This is a genomic window from Actinomadura madurae (genome assembly GCF_047130825.1).
Taxonomy (GTDB): Bacteria; Actinomycetota; Actinomycetes; order Streptosporangiales; family Streptosporangiaceae; genus Spirillospora; species Spirillospora madurae.
On record NZ_CP083237.1, the window covers coordinates 403749 to 424732 of the forward strand.

Genomic DNA, 20984 nt, shown 5'->3' on the forward strand with positions numbered 1-20984 from the left:
GCCGGGGGGCCGGCGCGTGCGGGTGTTCTCCATCCCGATGCGGACGCGGTCCCGCGGTGTGACACAGCGGGAGGGCGTCCTGATCCAGGGCCCCGCCGGCTGGCCCCCTCCTGTCACCCGAGCGCAAGCGCCCGCCTCACACGATTATCCGACAGCGGGACCGAATGGTTCACAGGCACCTCAGTTCCGTCCGCCCCAGCCCAGGCCACCCGGTCTGCACCTCGTCAAAGATGAACAGGACCGCGTACTAGTCCAGGACGCTCTTGATCTTCCGAGTAATCGGCCCCCATGGCCATCCGCTCTGCGACCTGGCCTCCCGGTACGCACGCGCCCACGGGCCCTTCCGGGCGGGCGAGTTGGCCGCGCGGTTCGGGCTGGGCGTCGCCGTGATCGTCGAGACGCTGCCGCGGCCCGCGGCCGGGGGACGGGTCGTCGACGGCGAGTTCCTACCGGTCGAGACCGCGGCGGGCCCACTGACGGCCGGCTGGTCGGGACCGTGGCGGGGGCTCTGACGGCCGGCTGGTCGGGACCGTGGCGGGGGCTCTGACGGCCGGCCGGTCCAGACCCGTGGCTCGGCCACTGACGAGCGAATGTGGGACACCGGCGTGCTCCCGGATGCTAAAGGTCCTCCCGTTCAGAAGCGTCCTCACCCTCTCTCGGAGAGCGTGGCGTGCTGCCTTGAGCGTCCTGCCCAGAGGCGGAGGCCCAGCTACACGCTGCCGCCGTTGTTGCTCACCGTTGACGAGGCCGTGGCCGGTGTCCCGCCGCTCCCTCGTGTCTGTCCTGGTTCGAACGCCGCACTGATCCTTTACATAGCGCGCGTGGTGGATGCGGTTGCTCAGGTGGTCGAAGTGATGTTGTTCCGGTTGGTGTTGCGGCTCGGGTGGGTTGTTACTCGCGGAGGCGTAGGACGAGGCGGCGGGTGAAGCCACCGCGTTCCGCAGCCTTTGCGGCGCGTTGTTTCTCCAGGTCGGCAGGGGTCATTCCGTGAAGGGCCGCGAGCGCGTGGATCACCTCCAGGAGGTCTGCGAGTTCGGCTGGGTCGCCGCTCGCAGCGTACTCGCCGGCCTCCTCGTTGAGCTTGGCGCGCAGTAGAGCCGCGTGCTCCTCGGAACCGGCGACGCGTGATTCCGGTGCGCCGCCCTCGTCCCGGATGATTTGCGGTATGCGGTCCCGGACGAGCTTCTCGGTGCGCCGACCACCCTTGACGGGATGCGTCGTCCCACCGTGGCGCCGGTCCAGAGATTGCACCCATTTCACGGCGACCGCGGCCGTCTGGACCAGTTCGGTCCGCAGTGCGCCCGGGTCTGATTCGGCCAGCGCCTCGAAGAACTCCTCGGTCAGGATGTGGCGCCAAGTGAGATCCCCACGCGACCAGGCCGCGGCACAATCCTGCTTCGCCTCCTCTGCATGCGTGGTGAACTCAGGTCCGGTGCCGTCCGGGAACTCCTGGACGCCCCACATCTGGTCCTGGGCCTCGCGTTCGGCCGCGACGTCCTCCAGCACTCGCGCCAGCGCTCCGGGCGCTCGGTCGTTCTCCATGCCGGACGACGTTAGCCGCCCGTCCGACCCGGCACCGCGTCGTCGGGCTCGCAGCTGAGCAGTTCATGCAGGACGGGCGGAAGTTCGTCCCACAGCCACTCGTTCAAGGTGCCCGGGAAGTCGGCGGGCGGGCGTATGCCCAGGCGGTCGGGTGCCACCTCGGTCAAGCGCACCGCGATGGGCCCGTCGTCCCACATGGGATCGCGATTGCCCCAGAACGCGGAGAAGTCGGCGCTCGTCAGCATGAGCTGGGGCGGAAGAAGGTGATCGCCTGGATGCATGCCCAAGGGGAGCAGCCGTTGCGCGGTGGTGCGCAGGATGTTGAGTGCGGCGAGGTCGTGCGGGCAGCCGATACCGACGATCTCTAACTCGGGCAGGCCGAACCGGCGGAGTCCGCGGGTCGTGAGTGTGACGCATGCGCAGCCGTCGATGTCGTCCTCGTCGGCGGTGCAGCGCCCGGCGTTCCGATAAGGCGGCAGGGTGGTGCCGAGCCAGTCGTCGGCGAGGGTGAACTCGTCGAACCGTCCGAAAGGAACTACCGGTACCACGCGATCCGAGGCGAGGTCGATGGGTACCCCGCAGAGGGCCTCTGAGATCGCCTTGGCGGCGGCCCGGGCCAGGTGCGGCCCGGACGGCAGATCGCCGGCGGGCAGGACGGACGTGACGCCGATATGCCGGGTCGCCTGGCGGATCCTCGCGATGTCGTCCTCGTCCGCACTTGTCACGCTCGAAAGATCCCAGGGCGAGTCGGCGGCGGGATGGCAGGACAGTACGAGCCGTGGAGTGCCGAGTCGTTCCGACACAGCGGCCGCGAACGGAACGGGGAGCCTCCGGCGGATCGCCGCCGGCAGGTCGCCGGGGTCCCTGTCGGTCGCGACGACGAAGCCGGCGGTCGTCTCTTCGGGAACCGTGATGGTGACGCGCAATGGAGCCTCCTCGGGGCGGTGGACCGGCGTGGATCCAGCTTCGATGAGGGGGCCGTGCGGATTGGATAGAACGAGATTCTGTGGATAACGTCAGTCTGAATTGATCACGAACTGATCTTGTCGCCCCGGGGTGTCGTCATTGGTGGTTGATTCGGTGGATACCGGGTCTATATTCGGCTGGATCGGGTGTTCGGTTCTATACGCCACCATGTCAGACAACGCCAGATCCATTCCAGGGGGCCGTATCGAGTGCGTCGCAGCCACGCCCAACTGAACGCCACTTCGATCGCGAACACGCACACTCCGAGAGAGATCGCCCACCCGTACCTCGGTGCGTCCTCGAAGTCGATGAGGCGCCCGGCCGCAAGGATCAACAATGTTCCGCCGATGTAACCCGTGAGCGCCATGCGGCCCACTGGGGCCAGGTGTCGCAACACTCGCCAGGCGCGCGTGCGAAACAGCAACAGAAGGCCCAAGACATAGCCCCCAGCGGTTACCACTCCGGCCAGGGCGGCTCGTTGCGGGCCTGCATCCGTTCCACCGGCGACTTGCCACGTGTTCAGGCAGGCCGCAACTGTCAGTGTCGCGCAACACGCAATGGTCAAATGCGGCACTCGCATCGCCGTTGCATTCCTCAACCCACGTCGCTGCACACCCAGCCCGAACAGGAACAGTCCTGGAGTGAGCAGACTGCCGCCACCGGCAACCAGTCCAGCGGCGACGCCAAGGATGCCTAGCGCGGCGACAGGACGTCCCGGCAGCAATGATGCGGGAATCAATACGGTGATGCCGACAACGGCGTAGGTCAGCAAGACTTCGTCGGGCTGAACCAGCCGATGCGCCGCGCCGAACGGGACCAGGAACCCTAGTCGCGCCAACATGACTAGCCGTGGGTGTCGTGCTTTATCCCGAGCCGCGTCGAGAAACAGGCCGAAACTCATCCCGAAAAGAAACGCGAAAATGGGGAAGAATCGCTGATGTAGGAGTGTTTCAAATGCCCAGTAGCCCATGCCTGGTCGGCTCTCACCGTTGGGCATGTTGGTGATGCTGACCGTGTTCACCATCGAGATGCCCAGCAGGGCGAAGGCGCGCAGGACGTCAACCTCGGTGATGCGCGACGACTCCTCGCCCCTGTCCTTCCGGACCCCTTCGGGCTCAGAACCCTGCCACGACGTCAGGATTCACCTCCTCCGGAGCGGTGACTCGCCCCATCGCCCGATCCCACACCGTGAAAGCACATCCCGGCTAGAGCTGGGCGACGGCCACCGCAAACGACACGAGAACATGCCTGTTCGCACCGTCGCGCGGGACACCTCCCGGCCAGTCGGCATTCGCCTATGGCAACGAGACGGTACCGGAGAACCGATTATGCACCGGTTAAGCGATCACGTAATAAGCATCAGAAGGCGCAGGCCAGGGACTTGATGCCGTGGATGAAACTCGTCCGCTGTTGGACCGGCGGCGCTGTGGCGTGCACGGTGGGCAGCCGCGTGTAGAGCTCCCGCAGCAGCACCGTGATCTCGCGGCGGGCGAGGTGCGCGCCGAGGCAGAAATGCGGTCCGGGTGCTCCGAAGCTCACGTGCGGGTTGGGGGAGCGGGTGACGTCGAACGCGTCCGCGTCCTTGAACACGGCCTCGTCCCTGTTGGCCGAGTTGTAGTAGAGGATGACCCGATCGCCGGCACGATAGACATTCCCGCGCAACTCGTAGTCGCGGGTCAGGGTACGGCGCATCCACGTCACGGGAGTGGCGTGGCGGACGATCTCCTCGACGGCGGCGGGGAGCCGTCCGTCTATGTCCGCCAGAAGGATGTCCTTCTGCCGCGGATTCTCGGTCAGCAGGTTCAGGGCGTGCGACAGGGCGTTGCGCGTCGTCTCGTTCCCGGCCACCACGAGCAATGCGAAGAAGCGGCCGAGGTCGCGGTCGTCGAGGGCTTCGCCGTCGACGTTCGCGTGCGTCAACGCCGTCACCAGGTCGTCGGCCGGCTTCTCGCGACGCAACCGGCTGAGATCCGCCATGAGTTCGTGCAGAATGGTGAACTTCTCGACGATGACCTCCACCCGGTTCCTGCCGTCCGGGTCGGTGTAGTCGGGGTCGCCGATGGCCAGGATCGCGTTCGTCGCGTCGATGACATCGTCGTACGCCGATTCGGGGATGCCCATCATGGAGCAGATGATCTGCAACGGCAGCGGCATGGAGACATGCCGGACGAAGTCGCACGGGCCGCGCTCGGCGAGCTCGTCCACGATGCGGCGGGCGAGGACGGTCACGTCACCGGTGACCCGCTGGATCAGGCGGGGCGTGAAGGACCGGGACACGATCCGGCGGAGCCGGGCGTGCCGCGGATCGTCGATGTTGATCATCGACCCGGCGAAGTCGGCGATCTCCGGCACCGGGTCGACCAGGCTGACGGCGGTGGGGCCGGAGCTGAACACCTGCGGGTTCCGGCTCGCCTCCGCCACCTCCTCGTAGCGGGTCAGGGCGTAGAAACCGGGCTGGTCCGGCACGGGACAGAAGACCGGTCCTTCCGCGGCTCGGAGGGAGGCGAACACCTCGTCCCGTTCGACCTGTGGTTTCGCCCAGAAGTCCAAGCTGACGAGACTGCGCTCGACGATGGAGGGCATGGGAGCAGCCGCCTTCCGCTGGGGAGCTTCGCCGACAGGCTAACCCGGCCGCTTACGGATGGCGATCGTGTGCGGACGGATCCTGTGACCCGTCCGCTGCACACGAACGTCCCTCGAACGGCACTCCCTCGGAGGCGTTGTCCCGGTATCTCCCGGTCAGCGAGCGGACGGCTCCACGTAGTGACGCTCGCCCGGACCGACGTACACCTGGCGCGGCCGACCGATCTTGGTGGCCGGGTCGTTCATCATCTCGCGCCACTGGGCGATCCACCCGGGCAGCCGGCCGAGCGCGAACAGCACGGTGAACGCGTTCGTGGGGAAGCCCATCGCCTTGTAGATGACGCCCGTGTAGAAGTCCACGTTCGGGTAGAGCTTGCGCTCGACGAAGTAGTCGTCGCTCAGGGCGACCTCTTCGAGACGCATGGCCAGGTCCAGCAGCGGGTCCGCCTTGCCCAGCGCGTCCAGGACCTTGCCCGTCGCCTTCTTCACCACGGCCGCGCGCGGATCGTAGTTGCGGTACACGCGGTGCCCGAAGCCCATCAGTTTGACGCCGGGCTCCTTCTTCTTCACGCGCTCGACGAACGAGTCGATGTCGTCGCCGTTCTCGTGGATGCGCTCCAGCATCTCCAGCACGGCCTGGTTGGCGCCGCCGTGCAGGGGGCCGAACAGGGCGTCGACGCCCGCGGACACCGCCGAGAACAGGTTCGCCTGGCTGGACCCCACCAGGCGGACGGTGGAGGTCGAGCAGTTCTGCTCGTGGTCGGCGTGCAGGACGAACAGCATGTCCAGAATGCGCGCGATTTCAGGGTCGATCTCGTACGGCTGCGTGGGCAGGCCGAACATCATGCGGAGGAAGTTGTCCACGTACCCGAGGGAGTTGTCCGGGTAGAGCAGCGGCTGGCCGTTGGACGTCTTGTATGCGTAGGCGGCGATGGTGGGCAGCTTCGCGATGAGCCGGATGCTCGACTGGTCGACCTGCTCCGGGTCGAACGGGTCGAGGCTGTCCTGGTAGAACGTCGACAGGGCGCTGACCGCGGACGACAGCACGGCCATCGGGTGGGCGCGGCGCGGGAACGCGGAGAAGAACGCCCGGAACTTCTCGTCCAGCAGCGTGTGGTTGCGCACGCTGTCGGTGAACGAGGCCAGCTGGTCGGGCTTCGGCAGTTCGCCGTAAATCAGCAGGTAGGCGACTTCAAGGAAGGACGACTTCTCGGCCAGTTCCTCAATGGGATAGCCGCGGTAGCGGAGAATGCCCGCCTCGCCGTCGATGTACGTGATCGCCGACGTGGTGGACGCGGTATTGGTGAATCCCGGATCGAGCGTGACGTGCCCCGTCTCCTTGAGAAGGTTGCCCACGACCAGCCCCGACGGACCCTCGGTCGCCTCGGCGACCTCCAGAGGCAGACGGCCGCCCGCGTGGTCGAGCTCGAAATCCGACATCGCTCACTCCCAACTGCGTCCCACACCTGCGTAGACGTTCCGTCCTTCATCGTATCCAGGTGATCACGGCCGCTCATCATGGCCTGTCGCGTTGACGGAACGGCGGCGGGGGTGTTCCGGTGGACGCATGACCGCTCAGAGCGCAGCCGATCTCGTCGCGCGCGCCCGCCGGGAGATCGCGGAGGCGGCGACCGCGAACCGCTTCGTCGACCTACTCGAAACGGGTGACTTGCCCCAGGAACGCCTGGTCTGGCTGGCGGGCGAGGAGTATCGCATCGTCAGCAGCGATCGGCGAAGTTTCGCCCTCCTCGCCGCGAGATTTCCCGATTCCCCGGCCGGCGACCTCTTCCTCGGGCTCGCGCAAGGGGAGGGGCAGGCACTGACGCTGCTGGGGGACTTCGCGGCGGCGCTCGGCGAAAGTGAGAAGAATCTCAGCGCCTACGAGCCGAAGCCCTTCGCGCAGGCATACCCGGCCTACCTGGCGCAGAGAGCCGCCTTTGGGACGGCCGGCGAGGTGGCTCTGGCCATGCTCGCCAACCTGGAGGAGTGGGGTGCGTTCTGTGCTCGTATCGCTGCCGCGCTTCGTGCCCGCTACGGTTTCACGGACACCGCCGTTGGATTCTTCGAGTTCTTCGCTGCGTCACCACCCGGCTTCGAGGAACAAGCCCTCGCGGTCATCAAGGAAGGGCTCGCCAAGGGCGACGACCCTGCCGAGGCCGCCCGTGCTGCTCGCCTACTGCACGCCTACGAGACGGCCTTCTGGGACGCGCTCGTCGAGGGTCTCCCGTAACGATCCGTCCTTACAGGGGTGGCTCACGCAGGGTGGGTAGCTCGGCCGTGACCTCGACCAGTGTGCGCTCCTGGACGTCGATGAGCGCCTCGACGTCGACCGGCGGCCACTCCTCGCCGTAGTGCGCGTCCAGCAACGTGGACAAGGCGACGAGGACCTGCTCCGGCGTGGGACGTTCCCCAGGGTCCTTGACCAGGCAGCGGGTAACGAGCCCGCGCATGGGATCGGGCAGCGCGGTGAGGTCGGGCTCCCCATGGACGATCCGTGCGCGGACCTTGTGATCGCTGCCGAACGGCGCGGCACCGGTCGCCGCGAACACGAGCGCCGATCCGAGGGAGAAGACGTCGCTCGCCTGATGGACGGGATCCCCATGAGCCTGCTCCGGTGACATGTACGCGGGGGTCCCCAGGATCTCGGTACGCGAGAGCGGCAACGCGTCCAGCGGGCGTGCGATGCCGAAGTCGATGACCCTCGGCCCGTCCGAGGCGAGGAGGACGTTCGACGGTTTCAGGTCACGGTGGACGATCCCCGCCCCGTGAATGGCGATCAGCGCCTCCGCCAGCCCGGCCCCCAGCCGGCAGGCGGCCTGCTCCCGGAGCGGCCCCTTCTCCCGGACGACCTTGGAGAGACTCACGCCGCGGATGTACTGCGTCGCCAGCCACGGCTGGTCCGCATCCGGGTCCGCGTCGACGACGGGCGCCGTGTAGAAGCCGCTGACCGACCGCGCGGAGGTCACCTCCCGGCGGAACCGTTCCCGCCATCTCGGATCGTCCAGCAGTTCCGGGCGGATGACCTTCACGGCGACCAGCCGCCTGCTGGGCGACGCGCCGAGGAAGACCTCCCCCATCCCGCCGGACCCGAGCCGGGCGACCACGTGGTACGGGCCGATCTTCCGGGGCGGTTCTGACTGCATGGGCACGACTATCCGATCATGGTGGGCGGGCTCAATCGTGCCATGGCACGGGTGCTCGTCGGCCCTCACGTCCAGGGAAGCGCACCCCTTTCCGCCCAGTAGCGGTTCGGTGAGACGTTCAACCCGTCCAACAACTCCAGATCGCCGCCGTCGAGCGACACGTCCGTGGCAGCCAGATTGGCCTCCAACTGTGCGGGGCTGACCGCGCCGATGAGGACGGTCCCGGCCCAGGGACGGCTCAGCGCCGCAGCCAAAGCCAGGGCATCTGGCCGCACGTCCTTCTTGGACGCGAGCTCCCGCACCTCCACCGGCGGTTCCACGGCGAGCCTGCCGTTGGCCAGTACTTCCTTGAGCAGCACATGCAGGCCCGCGTCGTGGGCTTCCCGCAATGCGTCCTCAGCGGACGTCTCCAGAATGTTCCACGTCGATTGGACGGTGCTGAACAGCCTCTGCCCGGACACTTCCAGCGCCAAGGCCCGGCGGATGGTTTCCGCCTGCTTCGGTCCGGACGTCGAGAAGCCGACACGCACGCCTTCGGCGGTCAATTCCGCCATGGCCTCCTGCAGGGCGACGTCCTGGAACAGAGGACTTTCGTGGGTCAGCGAATGCACCTGATACACGGACAGGTGTTCACCGAGCAAGTCACGCGTCTCCGCGTACTGGGCGCGGTAACGGCCGAGGGTGTGCTCTTTGACCTCGTGCACCGATGCGTCGGTCTTCCATCCACCGACGTAGGCGTATCCCCACTTGCTCGACACGGTCATCTCTGCCGGGTCACGAGCGGTGAACCAGCCTCCCAGGAACTCCTCCGCCCTGCCGTAGGACCGCGCCGCGTCGACCCAGCGGACACCTGCCGCATACGCGGCGTCGAGAACGTTCCAGGTCGCCTCGCGCATCTGCTCCACGGTGCGTCCAAGCGGCAGCTCCTGAAGCCTGCCCACGTTGATGTAGGCAGGCCGCCCCAGTGCTGCAAGCCCTAGCCCCAATCGATGTACCGCGTTCATGCCCCCCAGCCTCGCACGCCGCCGGGTATCCCCAGTCCACAATGTCTGCCCGAATGATCCGCAAAAGCCCGGAAAATGCCCCGAAGTTTTCCACAGAATTGCGTTCTGGTGCTGCGGGAGGGGGCCGTCCGCGACGCTGAGGACACCAACGTTTCATCGCGGCCAGAAAGGCACGGCAATGCCTGAACCGATCGCTCGCGTCAACTACGGCGCGCACCAGTTCGCCGCCCACCTCGGCCTCACCCGCTGGCAGCTTCGCTGTGGCCTGGAGCACGAAATCCTGCCCGGCCCCGACCTCGCCGGTGAACGCTGGTCCGCCGGCCTCGCCGACCAGGCCCGCGAACGCGTCGAGGAGGTCCTCGCGAGATTCGGCACCGAGCCGCCGGTCGGTTCCGGACGGGCCGCGGCCAGGCTGGCCGCACGGGTGGGCCTCGACGTGGAGCGCCGGGACATCGAGGTCCTGGTGGCTCAGGGCGACCTCGACGTCATCAGCAGCTTCCGCGGTTTCCCCGTCTACCTGCTCCGCGACCTGGACCGTCTCGACCCCGACTCCGTCCGGCAGGTCGTCCGGGCGAGGAAGGGACCGCTGACCGACACCGTCGACGCCGCCGGGGCGGTCATGATCCTCGGATGGCCCCGAAGGATCTTCGACCGGATCGCCATTGAGCGTGACCTGCCGATCGACCGGCTCAGCCGCTACACGCTGGCCGACATCCATGCCTTGCAAGCGGACGAGATCCTGGCGCACCAGGTAGCCGAAGAGAAACGCCACCTGACTCTGGCCCGCACACGCAGGTCCCAGACCCACATCGAAGACGTGATCCGCGCATGGGTGCTTCGCTGCTCCGCCTACGTCGACCACGAAGCCGACCAGCCACCGGACCTGGCCCCTCTCACCCGAGCCATCCGAAGCCTGACGAGAATCAGAGCCGAACTCGCGAGCCAAGAGGACGCCACTCCCTAGACGACATCTCATTTGGCGAGTAGACGGGACAGACGAGGGCGGCGGCATGCCGACGACGTCCAGAAGGTGCTCGGCGTTGCGTTCATAGCCCGGGGGGGCAGCCAGCGCCAGCCACTCAGCCAAACACCGTGCGTTCCACCACCCAACGCCGCCGCGAGACTCGTTCGAGGACGGCCCGCGGTGCGCGGCGTGATGCCCCGCCCACGCAGCCACCGCCGCAGGTCGGCGCAGTCGTAGCCCTTGTCGCCGCGCAGTTTGGCGGGACGACGCCGGCGCCGCCCGCGCCGGGAACGGAGCGGCGCGATGCCCCCACAGCCACGCAAGGGACACGCCACGCCCTAATGAGAGAGCTCAAAGGCTCGCCATCCGATCAGTAGTTCGTGACCCCAGCCGTCTGCAGACCCCAGGGTCTGTCTCAGGGTTCACGACCCGGGAATGACGAGCGGTGGTTCTGCGGCTGGCTCAGCCACGATCGTGCTGACCCTCATGAGCGAACCGCCACCCATCCAGCAGCTCCGACGGCGCGTCCGCCTGTCGACAGGAGTCCATGCTCCTGATTCGGACCAGACGCCATCCTTACGGTGAACCGGTGGGTGGCGGTCCACCGTCATTAGGACTCGGACCCGTCAGCTCGCCCTTACGCGGCACGGACGCTGACCGAGTCGATCGCACACCGCGACCAGTCCAACTCCCCGCGCGCACCCAGCTCGTCCAGCACCAACCGGTGCAACTTGACCCACATCCGCGCGGCCGTCCACTCAGTGAAGCGCCGGCGCGCGGTAGGACCCGACGGCCCGAACACCGCCGGCAGCTGCTGCCACGTACAACCGGTGGTGGCCACGAAGATGATCGCCGCCAACACCTCACGATCCCATACCGACGCCGTCCACCACCCTGCGGCCGCGTCGGAGCAGGTGGCACCACCCGCTGAAACAGCTCCCGCAACCCCTCGGGCACCAGCCGCTCCACCATCTCCACGACCGCAAGCAACCTCTTCGAAGTTAAATGAGATGACGCCTAATCCGGATTACACGTCGGCCAAAGGTTGGGGCGAGGGGCGGAGATGGCCAGGCCGAGGGGCGACGATCAGGAGTCATGATGATTCGGGCCGGTCAGCTCCCCGGCTGCCGACGACATCCCGCAGCACGGACTCCCGAGAAGGGGCACGGCTGCTTCCCAACTGACCCCGCGACGATGGCGCTGGGCGGTTCGAGGCCGTCGCCGGCCCCACCGCCACTGAGCCGGGACGCTGGGAACACGTGGCGGCGCGCGCCCTCGGCGTTACCCGCGAGCCCCGCTTCGGCTCCGTGCGCACCCTTCTTTGGCGGCACGGACGCAGACCGAGTCAATCGCGTCCCAACAAAGCCCACGGTGACCTGCCCCCTTCACCAGGCACGCCGCACGCGCACACAGTCCGCCCGCGTGTTCGTCGGAATAAAGAGCCCGCCGTGCATTCCGGAGGGATGCACCGGGCCCGCGCCGAGAGCCGCGCCCTGGGCCGTCCACGGTGGGCGTCGGCGCCCTCGCATCGCCGACTTCGGACGCCGACGAGTGCCGCGGCCCGACCTCGCGTTCGGGACGGAATCAGCGACGAGCCGCTTGGGTGAGGTTGCCCCACGGGGATGGTGTGTGAGCCCGATACAGTTCGAAACCACCCACCCGTCGAGCCCGATCACCTCACCCTCGAGTCCGTGAAACCGGGGCAACATCACCGTGCCCGCCAGACGGGGGCAACATCAGTCCGTGCTACGGGGGGAACCTCAGGCCCGGTCAGTGGGCATGGCGTTTTGTGGCGTGAGACGGCCATCGCGTGAGCTTTTGAACCGACCAAGACCGAACTAGAAGCGCACGCGATGGCTGTGGGCAACAGTGTGACCCTTTGGCCTGGCCAGCCGAGCAGATCGAGGCGTGTGAGCCCGATGTGATGCGGTCGATGGTCAAAATGATGGCCGAGGCGCTCATGAGCGCCGAAGCCGATGCGGTGTGCCGTGCCGGTTACGGGCAGCGCTCGAACGAGCGGGTCAACCGGCGTAGCGGCTACCGTGTCCGGGACTTGGCCACGCGCCAGCACCGTGGCCGGCGATCCCGAAGCTGCGCAGCGGGTCCTACTTCCCCGAGCGGCTGCTGGAACGCTGCTGGCCCGAGCAGGCCCTGGTGAGCGTGTGGCCACCTCCATCTGCCGGGGCCGTCGACGCGACGGGTGGACAAGTTGGTGGAGTAGACGGGCATCAAGGGCATCGCCAAGAGCCAGGTGTCGCAGATGTCCGAGGTGCTGGACGCGCAGTTGACCGCGTTCCGCAACCGTGTTCCTGGACGCTGCTGAGCCTCGTCGATCGAGGGATCAGCGTCCGGCCGCGGTTACGGCAGCCGTGATCCTAAGCGGTGCTGGCATGTGACTCTCGCGCGCCGCGTGTTGGTCGCTTTGATTACCCGACTGCGGTGTTGCTGGATGCTGCTGGGCTTCATCACTCGGGGGTTCGTTCTTCGGCCGGTGTAGCGGCAGTCGTGTTGCTCCGTGGCGTGGCAGGTGACTGTTGCGCGCGCCGCGTGTGTTGGTTCCTTCGGCGGCGGGCTGCGGTGTTGTTGAACGTCGCTGGCTTCGTCGATCGGGGGTCAGCCTTGGGCCGGCGTGGCACCGGTCATGTTGCTGTATGGCGTGGCAGGCGAGTATCGCGCGTTATGTGTTGGTCTTTCGGTGGCCGATTGCGGTCTGGCTGGATGCTGGTGGGCTTCGTCGATCGGAGGTTCGGCCTTGGGTCGGTGTAGCGGGAGTGGTGTTGCTGGGTGGCGTGGGAGGTGACTGTTGTGCGCCGGGTGTTGGTTCCTTCGGGGGCCTGCCGCGGTGTGTTTTGAACGTTGCTGGGCTTTGGCGATCGGGGGTTGGTCTCCGGCCGGGGCAGCGGCAGCTGTGATGTTGTGCGGTGGTGGCAGGCGACTCTTGCGCTTCGCAGTGACTGCGAGCGGCGTCTTGGGCTTGGGGCGACATTCGGTCGAGCGTTGACGAGGGTCATTGGCGGCGGGGAGTTGAGCGGCGTCGGGTTGGAGGGCGCCGGGTCTCCTTGTGCTGGGCCAGGGCGGTCAGGAGCCGGTCGCGGGCCTCGGTGCGGGACATCGCCGGAAGGCGCTCGGGCAGGGTGGACGCGAGCGCCGCCGGTGCGGCGACCAGGCCGTCGTCGTCGATGGTGGCGCTGTCACCGGTCCAGGGACCGAGCAGGACGGCGGATACTCCGCCCGGGTGCCGGGCGAGGAGCGCTGTGATCCGTTCGGCCTCCTTGGCGCAATCGGCCACCAGGAGGAGGCGCCGTGCCTGTGGCACCCCGGTCTTCTGGCGGATGGCGAGTTCGGTTTCCAGGTAGGCCAGGGCCGCGTCGAGATTGCCGGGGATGAACAGGCCTGGCGTGTCCTCATCGAGGAGTTCGTCCTCGGCCAGGCCGAACAGGATGGTGGTGTCGGGACGGGGGATGACGACCAGGGAGTCGTCGCCGTACTCGTCGAGGGCGGTGAGTGCCAGCAGGCGTGCGGCGGATCCGGCGCTCGGCCCCGACAGGCCTATGGCCGGAACGGCGAACGGGTCGAGGGCGGGCCGGTAGCTGAACGTCGCCGGCTGTGTCTCCAGCGACTCGCCCACCGGGAACGGGGGAAGCCCCGCCGTGGCGGCCGCGTAGAGGCGATGCCGGAACGGGTAGCAGATCGCCGCGGCGACAGGGAGGAGCAGCCCGAGTAGAAGAACCGGCTGCAGCGACGGCGGACGTGAGCCGGTCTCCTCCGCCTCCTCGCGCTTGCGAGGCGGAACGGTGTGCGTGGGGGGCGGAGCGGGGAGGGAGGACACGCGCGGCGGTTTGCTTCGCGACCGCGTCGGCGATGGTGGCGCGCTGTTCGGTCTTTTCCGAATGGCTGGAGGGGGAGCGGGCTTCTGAAGCGGGTCAGGCGGAGGCGTCCGGCGCTCGGCCTTCGGCTTTCGCTGATACCGGTCCATCCAACGGGAGAACTCCCGGTCCCGTCCTGTCCGTCTGCGAGACCTCTCGTACATCGCCAGCCAAGCCTCCTTGCATTTGTGCTCGGTGTACCAGTCACCGGTGTTCACGGCGTGACGGCAGACGGGCGGCATGGACGTGCGCGGCTTCGGCTCGGCTCGGACCGCCGCCTCCGAAGAGGTCGCTGCGCCCATGGCGATGGCACCGGCTATCGCCGTGCATCCCAGGAACCCGCAGGTGCAGCGGAACAGCTCGCCGATCGCCTCGGCAAGTCTGGGATGTGCCAGGAAACGGTTCATCTTCGCCCCGGGGGATCGCGTCGGTCACCGTGAGAATGCCGATCGTAGCCACTTCGGCTACGGAGCGTTGCATATTGCTCACAGTCGCCGCGGTGATCGCGAGTGGCCTCCGTCACCGCCTCCCCGGCTGAAAAAGGGGGCATATACCGAACTGCCATGAACTGTCGGTGTACGGTGCGCCGGCGTGGACGGCTGGGCGGGAGGACGGCCGGAAACCCTCGCGTTTCCTGCTTGCGGGCGGTTTACTCGCAACGCGTAAGGTGTTCCCCGGGAATGGTTCCCGCCCTATCCGCCCACGCTTGACCCAGGCTTGGGAGCCCCCGGGATGGCACCTTCGAGTGGCGAGGCGGTTCCAAAAGTCTCACTCGGTGTCACCGCCATACTCTGGCCGACGCGCCGTTCACGCGCGCCGTGTGACCCCACCACCATGGCACCGTATTTGGTGCATAGAGGACGCGTGCCGAGCAGAGTCGGGCGACGGCTCCTCGAACCTGTGTCACTGGGCCAAATGAGATGACGAAGCAGGCGACGGCACCGAGCCCGTCAAGGAGGTCATCCCAGGCAAAGGCGCGCTGGCCATAATCCCGGGTGCCGGACCTTCCGGGTGAGGGCGTTCATCCACACCGGCTGCGCCGACCTGCGCCGGCTACGGGCCCTCATCGTCGCGCTCGCGGGCGACGTGCGGAGTTGGCGGGGCGCACCTCACCGCGTTCGCCGTTGCCGCGCCGCGTCACGCGGTGGACGGGCCGGGCGGAGCGTTACCCCGCCGCTCCTGGCCGGCGCGGAATCGAGACCTGCGGTCGGCTGGGTCCGCGCCGTTGGGTCGTGGACGCACGGGTCGTGGCTGAGTGGCTACCGCCTGCATCGCGCCCGATCGCTCTGTGGCCTTGGAGGTCGTAACAGAATCAGCGGACGAGGCGCAGCCGGCCATCCTGGAGCACCAGCGTGGGCCCTAACCCGACGAGGGCGCCAGCAGACTCTGATGATGGCGAGGGATGCACCGCGCGGGCGGCTCGAACCACGATCGACAACCTGCCCGATGCCGCCGCGGTGGCGGGGCCTGATTCCGCAACGCGTCCACTACGGCAGGCCGCGCGTGCACGGTCTTACTCCAAGCCTCGACGGACCAGATATGCCACAGGCTTTCGACGTGACGACCCTTATTGGATGATGGCTGCGGCCAGGGGCTTGAAGGCGTGGTGGATGTGGTCGCGGATCTTCCAGCGGATGCGCAGGCTGCGGCACCGGCGCGGCAGGCCGATGGTGCGCTCGACGGGGTAGCGGTGGACGACCAGCGCGATCCGTGCGGGCTGCCGCGGCGGGCGATGACCGGTTTGATGCCCTTGGTCCACACCAGCCGCCTGTACTTGTCGTGGTCCTAGCCGCGGTCGGCCAGCAGTCGCTCGGGTCTTCGGCGGGGGCGGCCTATTCGGCCTCGCACCGGCGGCACCGCCTCCAGCAGCGGCATCAACTGGGTTACGTCGTTGCGGTTCCCGCCGGTCAACGACAGCAGCGGGGTGCCGTTCCTGTCTGTCAGTACATGGTGTTTCGAGCCCGGCCGGCTGCGGTCGACCGGACTCGGCCCGGTTTGGGCCGCCCTTGAGCGCGCGGACGTGCGAGCTGTCGATCACCGCCCTGGACCAGTCCTAGAGACGCCCGGCGGTGTGCGGTTCCTCCAGCAGCAGCCGGTGCAGCCGAACCCACATACCCGCCCGGTGCCACTCGGCCAACCGGCGCCAGAACGTTATCCCCTACCCGGATCCCAGCTCCTGCGGCAGGAACTCACACCGGATACCGGTGTGCAGCATCCCGCACAGCACCTTGCGGTCGTCCAGCCGCTTACGCCCGGATGATGCTGACGACGTGGGCGGGTGCCGACTCCTGCATGGTCGTCGCGAACAAGCCTGAGCGCTTCTTGGGCCCCTCGCGGTCATTGCCGACACCCTGAGTTGCCGCTGTCCTCTGCTGGGTGGCGGTTGCCGCCCGGCCTTCGCCGTCGCTCTGAGCTGCCGCCGTCGGTTGCTGGGCGGGGCTGCCGCCCAGCATGGTGGTCACAAGCACAGGCCGAGCCTGGGCGCTTCCTGGCCCTTGTTGCCTTTGGCGCCATTCGGATCTGCCGCGACGGAGGACTCGGAGATGGACGCCCCGGCTTATCCAGACGATCCAGCGGATCCAGCGCCTCGCGGTGACGGCACGCGGCAGTACTCCGAGCTGTCTCTCTGCTGGGTTGTCTGGTAGGTCGGTCTCCTCGCGCTGTTCGCCATCCTGAGTGGGCGGTTCCTGGAGTGGCTGCCTTAGTCGGAGAATCGTCTGGACGACTGGGCAGGTGCTGATCTGGCCCGGGGTCGCGCCCGATCATCTGTGGCCGTTGATCGACTGGGTGGCCGCCGCTGCTGCTTGCGTCGTTGCCACGGACGCAAGCTTGACTGCTTCATGGTTTTCGCTGTCGCCCTGTGCTGCCTTTGCAAGCTGCCGCTGTCGGCGTCCAGCGAGTGAGATGGGTGCTTGGCGAGGGGCACTGGTGGGGTGCCTTGTTAGGCGGCGGTGGGGAGGGTGGTGGTGGGGGTGTCGTACATGCCTAGGGGGACGGTGTCGCTCCAGAGCCAGTCGTTGATCGTGCCGTCGAAGGCGGGGGGTGGGGCGAGGGTGATGAGGCGTCCGGTCACCGGTGAGAGGTGAACTTGGAAGGGAGTGGGCGGCGACAGGTGCATGCGGGGGGCGGAGCCCCAGAAGTCGTTGAAGTCGGTCTCCGTGAGGTCGAGGGTGTCGGGGACGGTGCGGGTGCGGGCGGCCGGTCCGGTGGCCAGCCACGACCAGTGGTCTGTCAGGAGGTGGCGTGCGGTCGTTCGTAGGACGTTCAGGGCGGCCAGGTCGTGTGGGCAGGCTACGTCGGTGATTTGCAGTTCGGGGAGGCCGAAGCGGCGGAGGCCGCGGGTTCGTAGGCGTACGCAGGCGCAGCCGTTGACGCCCTCGGGGTCGTGGGAAGGGTCGGCGGCCGTGCAGCGGCCGTTGGCGCGGGACGGTGGCAGGACGTCGCCCAGCCAGTGATCGGCGAGGACGAAGCGCGTCCTTTCGCCGGTGGACGGAGGCAGGATGTGGCCCGTGACGAGGTCGGCGGCGATCCCTCCCGTGGCCTCGGCGAGGGCGTGCGCGGCGGCTCGGGCGACCTGGACGCCGCGGGGCTGGTCGGTGATGGGGGCGAACGCGGTGATGACGGCGAACTCGGCGGCGTCGTTGAAGGCCCGCGCCACGGGCCTGTCCTCGGGGCGGGCCGCCTTGATGAGGCCCGGGTCCCAGCGGAGGGAGCCGAGCTGCTCTTGGGCGACGTGGAGCTGGGACGAGCCGAGCCGCCCGGCGATGTGCGCGTGGTAAGGGCCGTCCGCGAGCCGGTGGAGGACGCCGGCGAGGTCGTCCGGCATGCTCTCGGCGGCTACGGCGAACCGGGAGGTCGTGGTGGACGGGACCGGGAACGTGATCGTGGCCATGGGGCCGCTCCTTCCAGAACCGGGACGGGCCTGTTCAGCATCCGCGGTGGCGGCCTCTCCAGGCACTAGAACTCGATTCTGGGGATAACTCCCGACCACGGGCCGTGGCGAGATTCGCCGGACGCGCAAGGCAACGTTCGGTAAAATTTCCGTCACCTGGAGTTAAGATCACTGAGGGGCGACGATATGTGCCGACTTTTCGGGATGAGTACCGGCGGGCCGCGGGTCAGGGCGGCCCACTGGCTGCTGGACGCGCCCCGGAGCCTGCGCGCGCAGAGCCATCGGATGCAGCACGGCGCGGGCCTCGGGTGGTTCTCGCTCGGCGGCGAGCCCGTGCGCGACCGGGCGCCGCTCGCCGCCTTCGAGAACGCCGACTTCGATCTGCACGCTCGCAACGTCCCGTCGCACACGTTCGTGTCGCATGTCCGTGACGCCTCGGTGGGCGGGCTGACGGTGCACAACTGCCACCCGTTCGTGATGAACGACCGCCTCTTCGCGCACAACGGCGTCGTCAAGGGCCTGGAGACGCTCAAGTCGTGGCTGACCGACGTCGAGCGCGCCCACATCTCCGGGGAGACCGACTCGGAACTGGTGTTCGCCTGCGTGACCGCCGAGATCCGTCGCCGGGGCGACACGACGGCCGGGATCGTCGAGGCGGTGCGGCGCATCGCCGCGGAGGTCCCGGTGTTCGCGCTCAACCTCCTGGTCGCCGAGGCGGGACGGCTCTGGGCCCTGCGCTATCCCGAGAGCAACGAGCTGTGGGTCCTGTCGCACCGGCGGGGCGGTGTGAGCGGGGCCGGAGACGCCGATGTCCCGGCCGTCGTCGTCGCCAGCGAGCCGATGGACGACCAGCCCGGATGGCGTCTCCTGGAGCCCGGCGAGCTGCTGATCGTGGACGGGCTCGCCGAGACCTCGCTCTTCCCGTTCGGCCCTCTCCGGTACCCGCTGCGCCGCTCGGATCTCTCCGTCCGCGAGGCCGCCTCCCAGGCGACTTCCGAAGCGGCGGAGATGGTCCCCGTCGGCCACGAGGCAGTGTCGGCGTCGCCGGCCAGGAGCGGGGCGGTGACGGTGATGGAGCTGCGCGGCCCCGACGGGGAACCGGTTCCGGTCCGGGCGCCGCTGCAACCGGTGATCCTGCGGAACGGCCGACCGTCGGCGGTCGGGGACACGTCTGTCTAGCTCCGACACGCCGTTCACCACGGAAAAGACCAGCTTCGGCCGAATTCGCGGTGATTCGCGCGGCATCGACGGTGCATTCGGGGGGAATGTGTACGTTGGGGAGATCAACACTGCTGTGAGCTGCGGGGACGGGCCCCGCTGCCCAGCCTTGGAATCAGGAGGTCCCCGTGGCTCGAACACTGTCGAGGGGCACCCGTGTCACCGGTGCCGAACGCACGCGTCTCGCCGCGGAGCTCGCACCGCGCTACGCCGCCGGCGAGAGCATCCGCGACCTCGCGGCCGAGACCGGCCGCTCGTACGGGTTCATCTACAACGTCCTGAAGGAGGCGGGCGTGCCGCTCCGCGGCCGGGGTGGCAACACCCGGCGCAAGAAGGACTGACTGGCTCCCGAACCCCCAGCGAGAAAAGGAAGACAAGCAATGACCGGACGTCCCCCTCGCCCCCCGGGGGGACCCCGTGCGCTAGGAACCGCGGAACGCCCCGGTGACCTCGGAGCGTCCGTTCAGGCTGGCGAGGTCGGCGGCCGCTCGTCCGGCGACCCAGCCCTCATAGTTGGAGACCGTGCCCGCCCGCCCTTTGGCGAGAGCCGGGAACATCGTGTCGACGGCCTGATCGACGGCCCGGTCGCGCGCCGCCAGCACGGGAAGCAGATCCTTCCCGCCGGCGCCCGCGGCCGCACTGCCCGCCGCCCCGTCGGCGGCCTCCCTCAGCCGCTCCCCGATACGGGCGGCATAGGCATTGAGGAACGCGTGCCGGAACGACCGCGTTCGTGACCGTCCCCGCGCGTCGCGCCTCGAACCCGCGCGCACCATGGCGGACGTCGCCTGCACCAGCAACGACGTGAACAGCATCTCCACCGCCGCCAGATCGGCCGGGAAGCCGAGGACCGTGGAGAACCCGAGCTCCCGATGCCAGACCGCACGGCAGCGGTTCGCGTCCGCCACCACCGTCAGCAAGACCGCCTTGGGTGCTTCGTAGGGGTTGTCCACCGCGATCCGCCGTCCGTCCGGACCGCCCAGGTCGCCGGTCTCGGCCGCCAGCAGCGCGTGGTCGATGCTGTGTCGCGCCATCAGCTCCTGGGCGCGCGCGCTGAGCGCCTCGGCTTCTTCTGGGTACTCGGTCGACTCGGCCTTGGCCAGCAACGCCCGGACCCGCCCCAGCGTCCGCTGATCGACCTCCCGCCTCGCGCGGCCACGGAGCCGTTGGTGGCCGTCCTGCGGGCCATCGACCTCCCGCTTCCGGCGGGCCCCGCCCCGGCGCCTATCGGACGCCCTCGGGTCGTCCGCCCCTTCGCCAGTGCCGGAGGTCTCTGTGCCGGGAGGCGGGGTGATGGTCGGAAGTCTCGGGAGGTGCTGCAGGAGGTGGACGAGTTCGAGTGCGCACGTGATGTAGGCCGCGCGGTCGACGTGTTCGCGGGCGCACCAGGCGGTCGCGTGGGCGTCGTCTTCCGGCCACCACACCTCGGCTCCGAGGGCGGCGAGCTGGTCCTGCCAGCGGTCGTCGACGGTGGCGGCGGAGTAGGCGCGCATCTCGGCGGCGATCGCGTCGGTGACCAGGCGGGCGTGCCTGGCCGTGCGCCGGCGGGACGTGAACCGGACCACATCGGCCGGCTGCCAGCCCCGTTCCCACGCGTGCGTGACGCCCTGGTGCAGCCGTCGCGCCAGAACGCGGTCGGTGGTCGCCATCGGGACGTTCCGCGAGTTCGGCGACCAGGGCACGGAAAAGCGGGCCGTCCCCGCGGGAGAGGGCCCGTACCGCCTCGGCGGACAGGTCCTCCGCGGACGTCGCGGAGGATTCCCCGGTTGGGGCCCGGCCACGTCGCCACGCCTTTCGCACCGCTCACTC

Annotated in this window: 18 protein-coding genes and 4 pseudogenes; 7 read left to right on the plus strand and 15 right to left on the minus strand. The window is 68.4% G+C overall.

The features are described 5' to 3' along the window. Positions 1 to 22 precede the first annotated feature (22 nt). A pseudogene (locus K8Z49_RS01845) lies at positions 23 to 91 on the plus strand (hypothetical protein); the annotation flags it as partial. A gap of 172 nt (positions 92 to 263) precedes the next feature. Next, positions 264 to 512 carry a hypothetical protein gene (locus K8Z49_RS01850; protein ID WP_412521352.1) on the plus strand — a complete coding sequence of 83 codons (249 nt, stop codon included), beginning with the start codon at positions 264 to 266 and terminating at the stop codon, positions 510 to 512. Between the two features lie 379 nt (positions 513 to 891). Here the strand turns inward: K8Z49_RS01850 and K8Z49_RS01855 are convergent, their stop codons facing one another. The 5 genes from K8Z49_RS01855 to K8Z49_RS01875 form a co-directional block, all read right to left on the minus strand. Beyond that, complete coding sequence (locus K8Z49_RS01855; protein WP_412517486.1) at positions 892 to 1506, minus strand: hypothetical protein; 615 nt, start codon at positions 1504 to 1506, stop codon at positions 892 to 894. Between the two features lie 47 nt (positions 1507 to 1553). Next, positions 1554 to 2468: a hypothetical protein gene (locus K8Z49_RS01860; protein ID WP_412517487.1), complete on the minus strand. Its 915-nt coding sequence runs from the start codon at positions 2466 to 2468 to the stop codon at positions 1554 to 1556. Positions 2469 to 2635: 167 nt separating this feature from the next. Continuing rightward, entirely contained in the window at positions 2636 to 3505 is an 870-nt protein-coding gene (locus tag K8Z49_RS01865; RefSeq protein WP_412517488.1) for a DUF418 domain-containing protein, read from the minus strand. Positions 3506 to 3867: 362 nt separating this feature from the next. After that, positions 3868 to 5091, minus strand: coding sequence for a cytochrome P450 (locus K8Z49_RS01870; RefSeq protein ID WP_021594870.1), 1224 nt, complete (start codon positions 5089 to 5091; stop codon positions 3868 to 3870). 156 nt (positions 5092 to 5247) lie between these two features. Further along, complete coding sequence (locus K8Z49_RS01875; RefSeq protein WP_021594871.1) at positions 5248 to 6531, minus strand: citrate synthase; 1284 nt, start codon at positions 6529 to 6531, stop codon at positions 5248 to 5250. A 127-nt stretch (positions 6532 to 6658) separates the two neighbouring features. Between K8Z49_RS01875 and K8Z49_RS01880 the strand changes: the two genes are divergently transcribed. After that, positions 6659 to 7321 carry a hypothetical protein gene (locus K8Z49_RS01880; protein ID WP_412517489.1) on the plus strand — a complete coding sequence of 221 codons (663 nt, stop codon included), beginning with the start codon at positions 6659 to 6661 and terminating at the stop codon, positions 7319 to 7321. A gap of 10 nt (positions 7322 to 7331) precedes the next feature. Here K8Z49_RS01880 and K8Z49_RS01885 read toward each other — a convergent pair whose 3' ends face one another. After that, positions 7332 to 8234 carry a serine/threonine-protein kinase gene (locus tag K8Z49_RS01885; protein ID WP_412517490.1) on the minus strand — a complete coding sequence of 301 codons (903 nt, stop codon included), beginning with the start codon at positions 8232 to 8234 and terminating at the stop codon, positions 7332 to 7334. Between the two features lie 65 nt (positions 8235 to 8299). After that, entirely contained in the window at positions 8300 to 9238 is a 939-nt protein-coding gene (locus tag K8Z49_RS01890) for an aldo/keto reductase (RefSeq protein ID WP_412517491.1), read from the minus strand. A gap of 178 nt (positions 9239 to 9416) precedes the next feature. On the opposite strand from K8Z49_RS01890, the gene K8Z49_RS01895 reads away from it, so the two are divergent. Beyond that, the gene (locus K8Z49_RS01895) at positions 9417 to 10202 is read left to right on the plus strand and encodes a hypothetical protein (RefSeq protein ID WP_021594875.1); all 786 of its coding nucleotides are present in this window, start codon (positions 9417 to 9419) and stop codon (positions 10200 to 10202) included. A 176-nt stretch (positions 10203 to 10378) separates the two neighbouring features. Here K8Z49_RS01895 and K8Z49_RS01900 read toward each other — a convergent pair. Both K8Z49_RS01900 and K8Z49_RS01905 read right to left on the minus strand, forming a co-directional pair. Next, a pseudogene (locus tag K8Z49_RS01900) lies at positions 10379 to 10513 on the minus strand (IS5/IS1182 family transposase); the annotation flags it as partial. A 289-nt stretch (positions 10514 to 10802) separates the two neighbouring features. Continuing rightward, positions 10803 to 11180, minus strand: a pseudogene (locus tag K8Z49_RS01905) (transposase); the annotation flags it as partial. A gap of 901 nt (positions 11181 to 12081) precedes the next feature. Here K8Z49_RS01905 and K8Z49_RS01910 point away from each other — a divergent pair. After that, positions 12082 to 12360 carry a transposase gene (locus tag K8Z49_RS01910; protein WP_412517492.1) on the plus strand — a complete coding sequence of 93 codons (279 nt, stop codon included), beginning with the start codon at positions 12082 to 12084 and terminating at the stop codon, positions 12358 to 12360. An 849-nt stretch (positions 12361 to 13209) separates the two neighbouring features. Here K8Z49_RS01910 and K8Z49_RS01915 read toward each other — a convergent pair. The 5 genes and pseudogenes from K8Z49_RS01915 to K8Z49_RS01935 form a co-directional block, all read right to left on the minus strand. Beyond that, positions 13210 to 14031: a hypothetical protein gene (locus tag K8Z49_RS01915; RefSeq protein ID WP_075024855.1), complete on the minus strand. Its 822-nt coding sequence runs from the start codon at positions 14029 to 14031 to the stop codon at positions 13210 to 13212. Between the two features lie 1604 nt (positions 14032 to 15635). Continuing rightward, the gene (locus K8Z49_RS01920) at positions 15636 to 15827 is read right to left on the minus strand and encodes a hypothetical protein (RefSeq protein WP_412517493.1); all 192 of its coding nucleotides are present in this window, start codon (positions 15825 to 15827) and stop codon (positions 15636 to 15638) included. A gap of 26 nt (positions 15828 to 15853) precedes the next feature. Then, positions 15854 to 16042 (minus strand): annotated as a pseudogene (locus K8Z49_RS01925) (transposase); the annotation flags it as partial. A 272-nt stretch (positions 16043 to 16314) separates the two neighbouring features. Then, on the minus strand, positions 16315 to 16536 hold the full coding sequence (locus K8Z49_RS01930; RefSeq protein WP_412517494.1) for a hypothetical protein: 222 nt from the start codon (positions 16534 to 16536) through the stop codon (positions 16315 to 16317). Positions 16537 to 17009: 473 nt separating this feature from the next. After that, complete coding sequence (locus K8Z49_RS01935) at positions 17010 to 17960, minus strand: hypothetical protein (RefSeq protein ID WP_111832258.1); 951 nt, start codon at positions 17958 to 17960, stop codon at positions 17010 to 17012. A 186-nt stretch (positions 17961 to 18146) separates the two neighbouring features. Here K8Z49_RS01935 and K8Z49_RS01940 point away from each other — a divergent pair, with 186 nt between their 5' ends. Both K8Z49_RS01940 and K8Z49_RS01945 read left to right on the plus strand, forming a co-directional pair. After that, positions 18147 to 19139 carry a class II glutamine amidotransferase gene (locus tag K8Z49_RS01940; RefSeq protein WP_075024853.1) on the plus strand — a complete coding sequence of 331 codons (993 nt, stop codon included), beginning with the start codon at positions 18147 to 18149 and terminating at the stop codon, positions 19137 to 19139. Positions 19140 to 19306: 167 nt separating this feature from the next. Next, positions 19307 to 19519: a helix-turn-helix domain-containing protein gene (locus K8Z49_RS01945; protein WP_021594883.1), complete on the plus strand. Its 213-nt coding sequence runs from the start codon at positions 19307 to 19309 to the stop codon at positions 19517 to 19519. An 81-nt stretch (positions 19520 to 19600) separates the two neighbouring features. Here K8Z49_RS01945 and K8Z49_RS01950 read toward each other — a convergent pair whose 3' ends face one another. Then, positions 19601 to 20824: a DUF2786 domain-containing protein gene (locus K8Z49_RS01950; RefSeq protein ID WP_412517495.1), complete on the minus strand. Its 1224-nt coding sequence runs from the start codon at positions 20822 to 20824 to the stop codon at positions 19601 to 19603. Between the last annotated feature and the right edge of the window lie 160 nt (positions 20825 to 20984).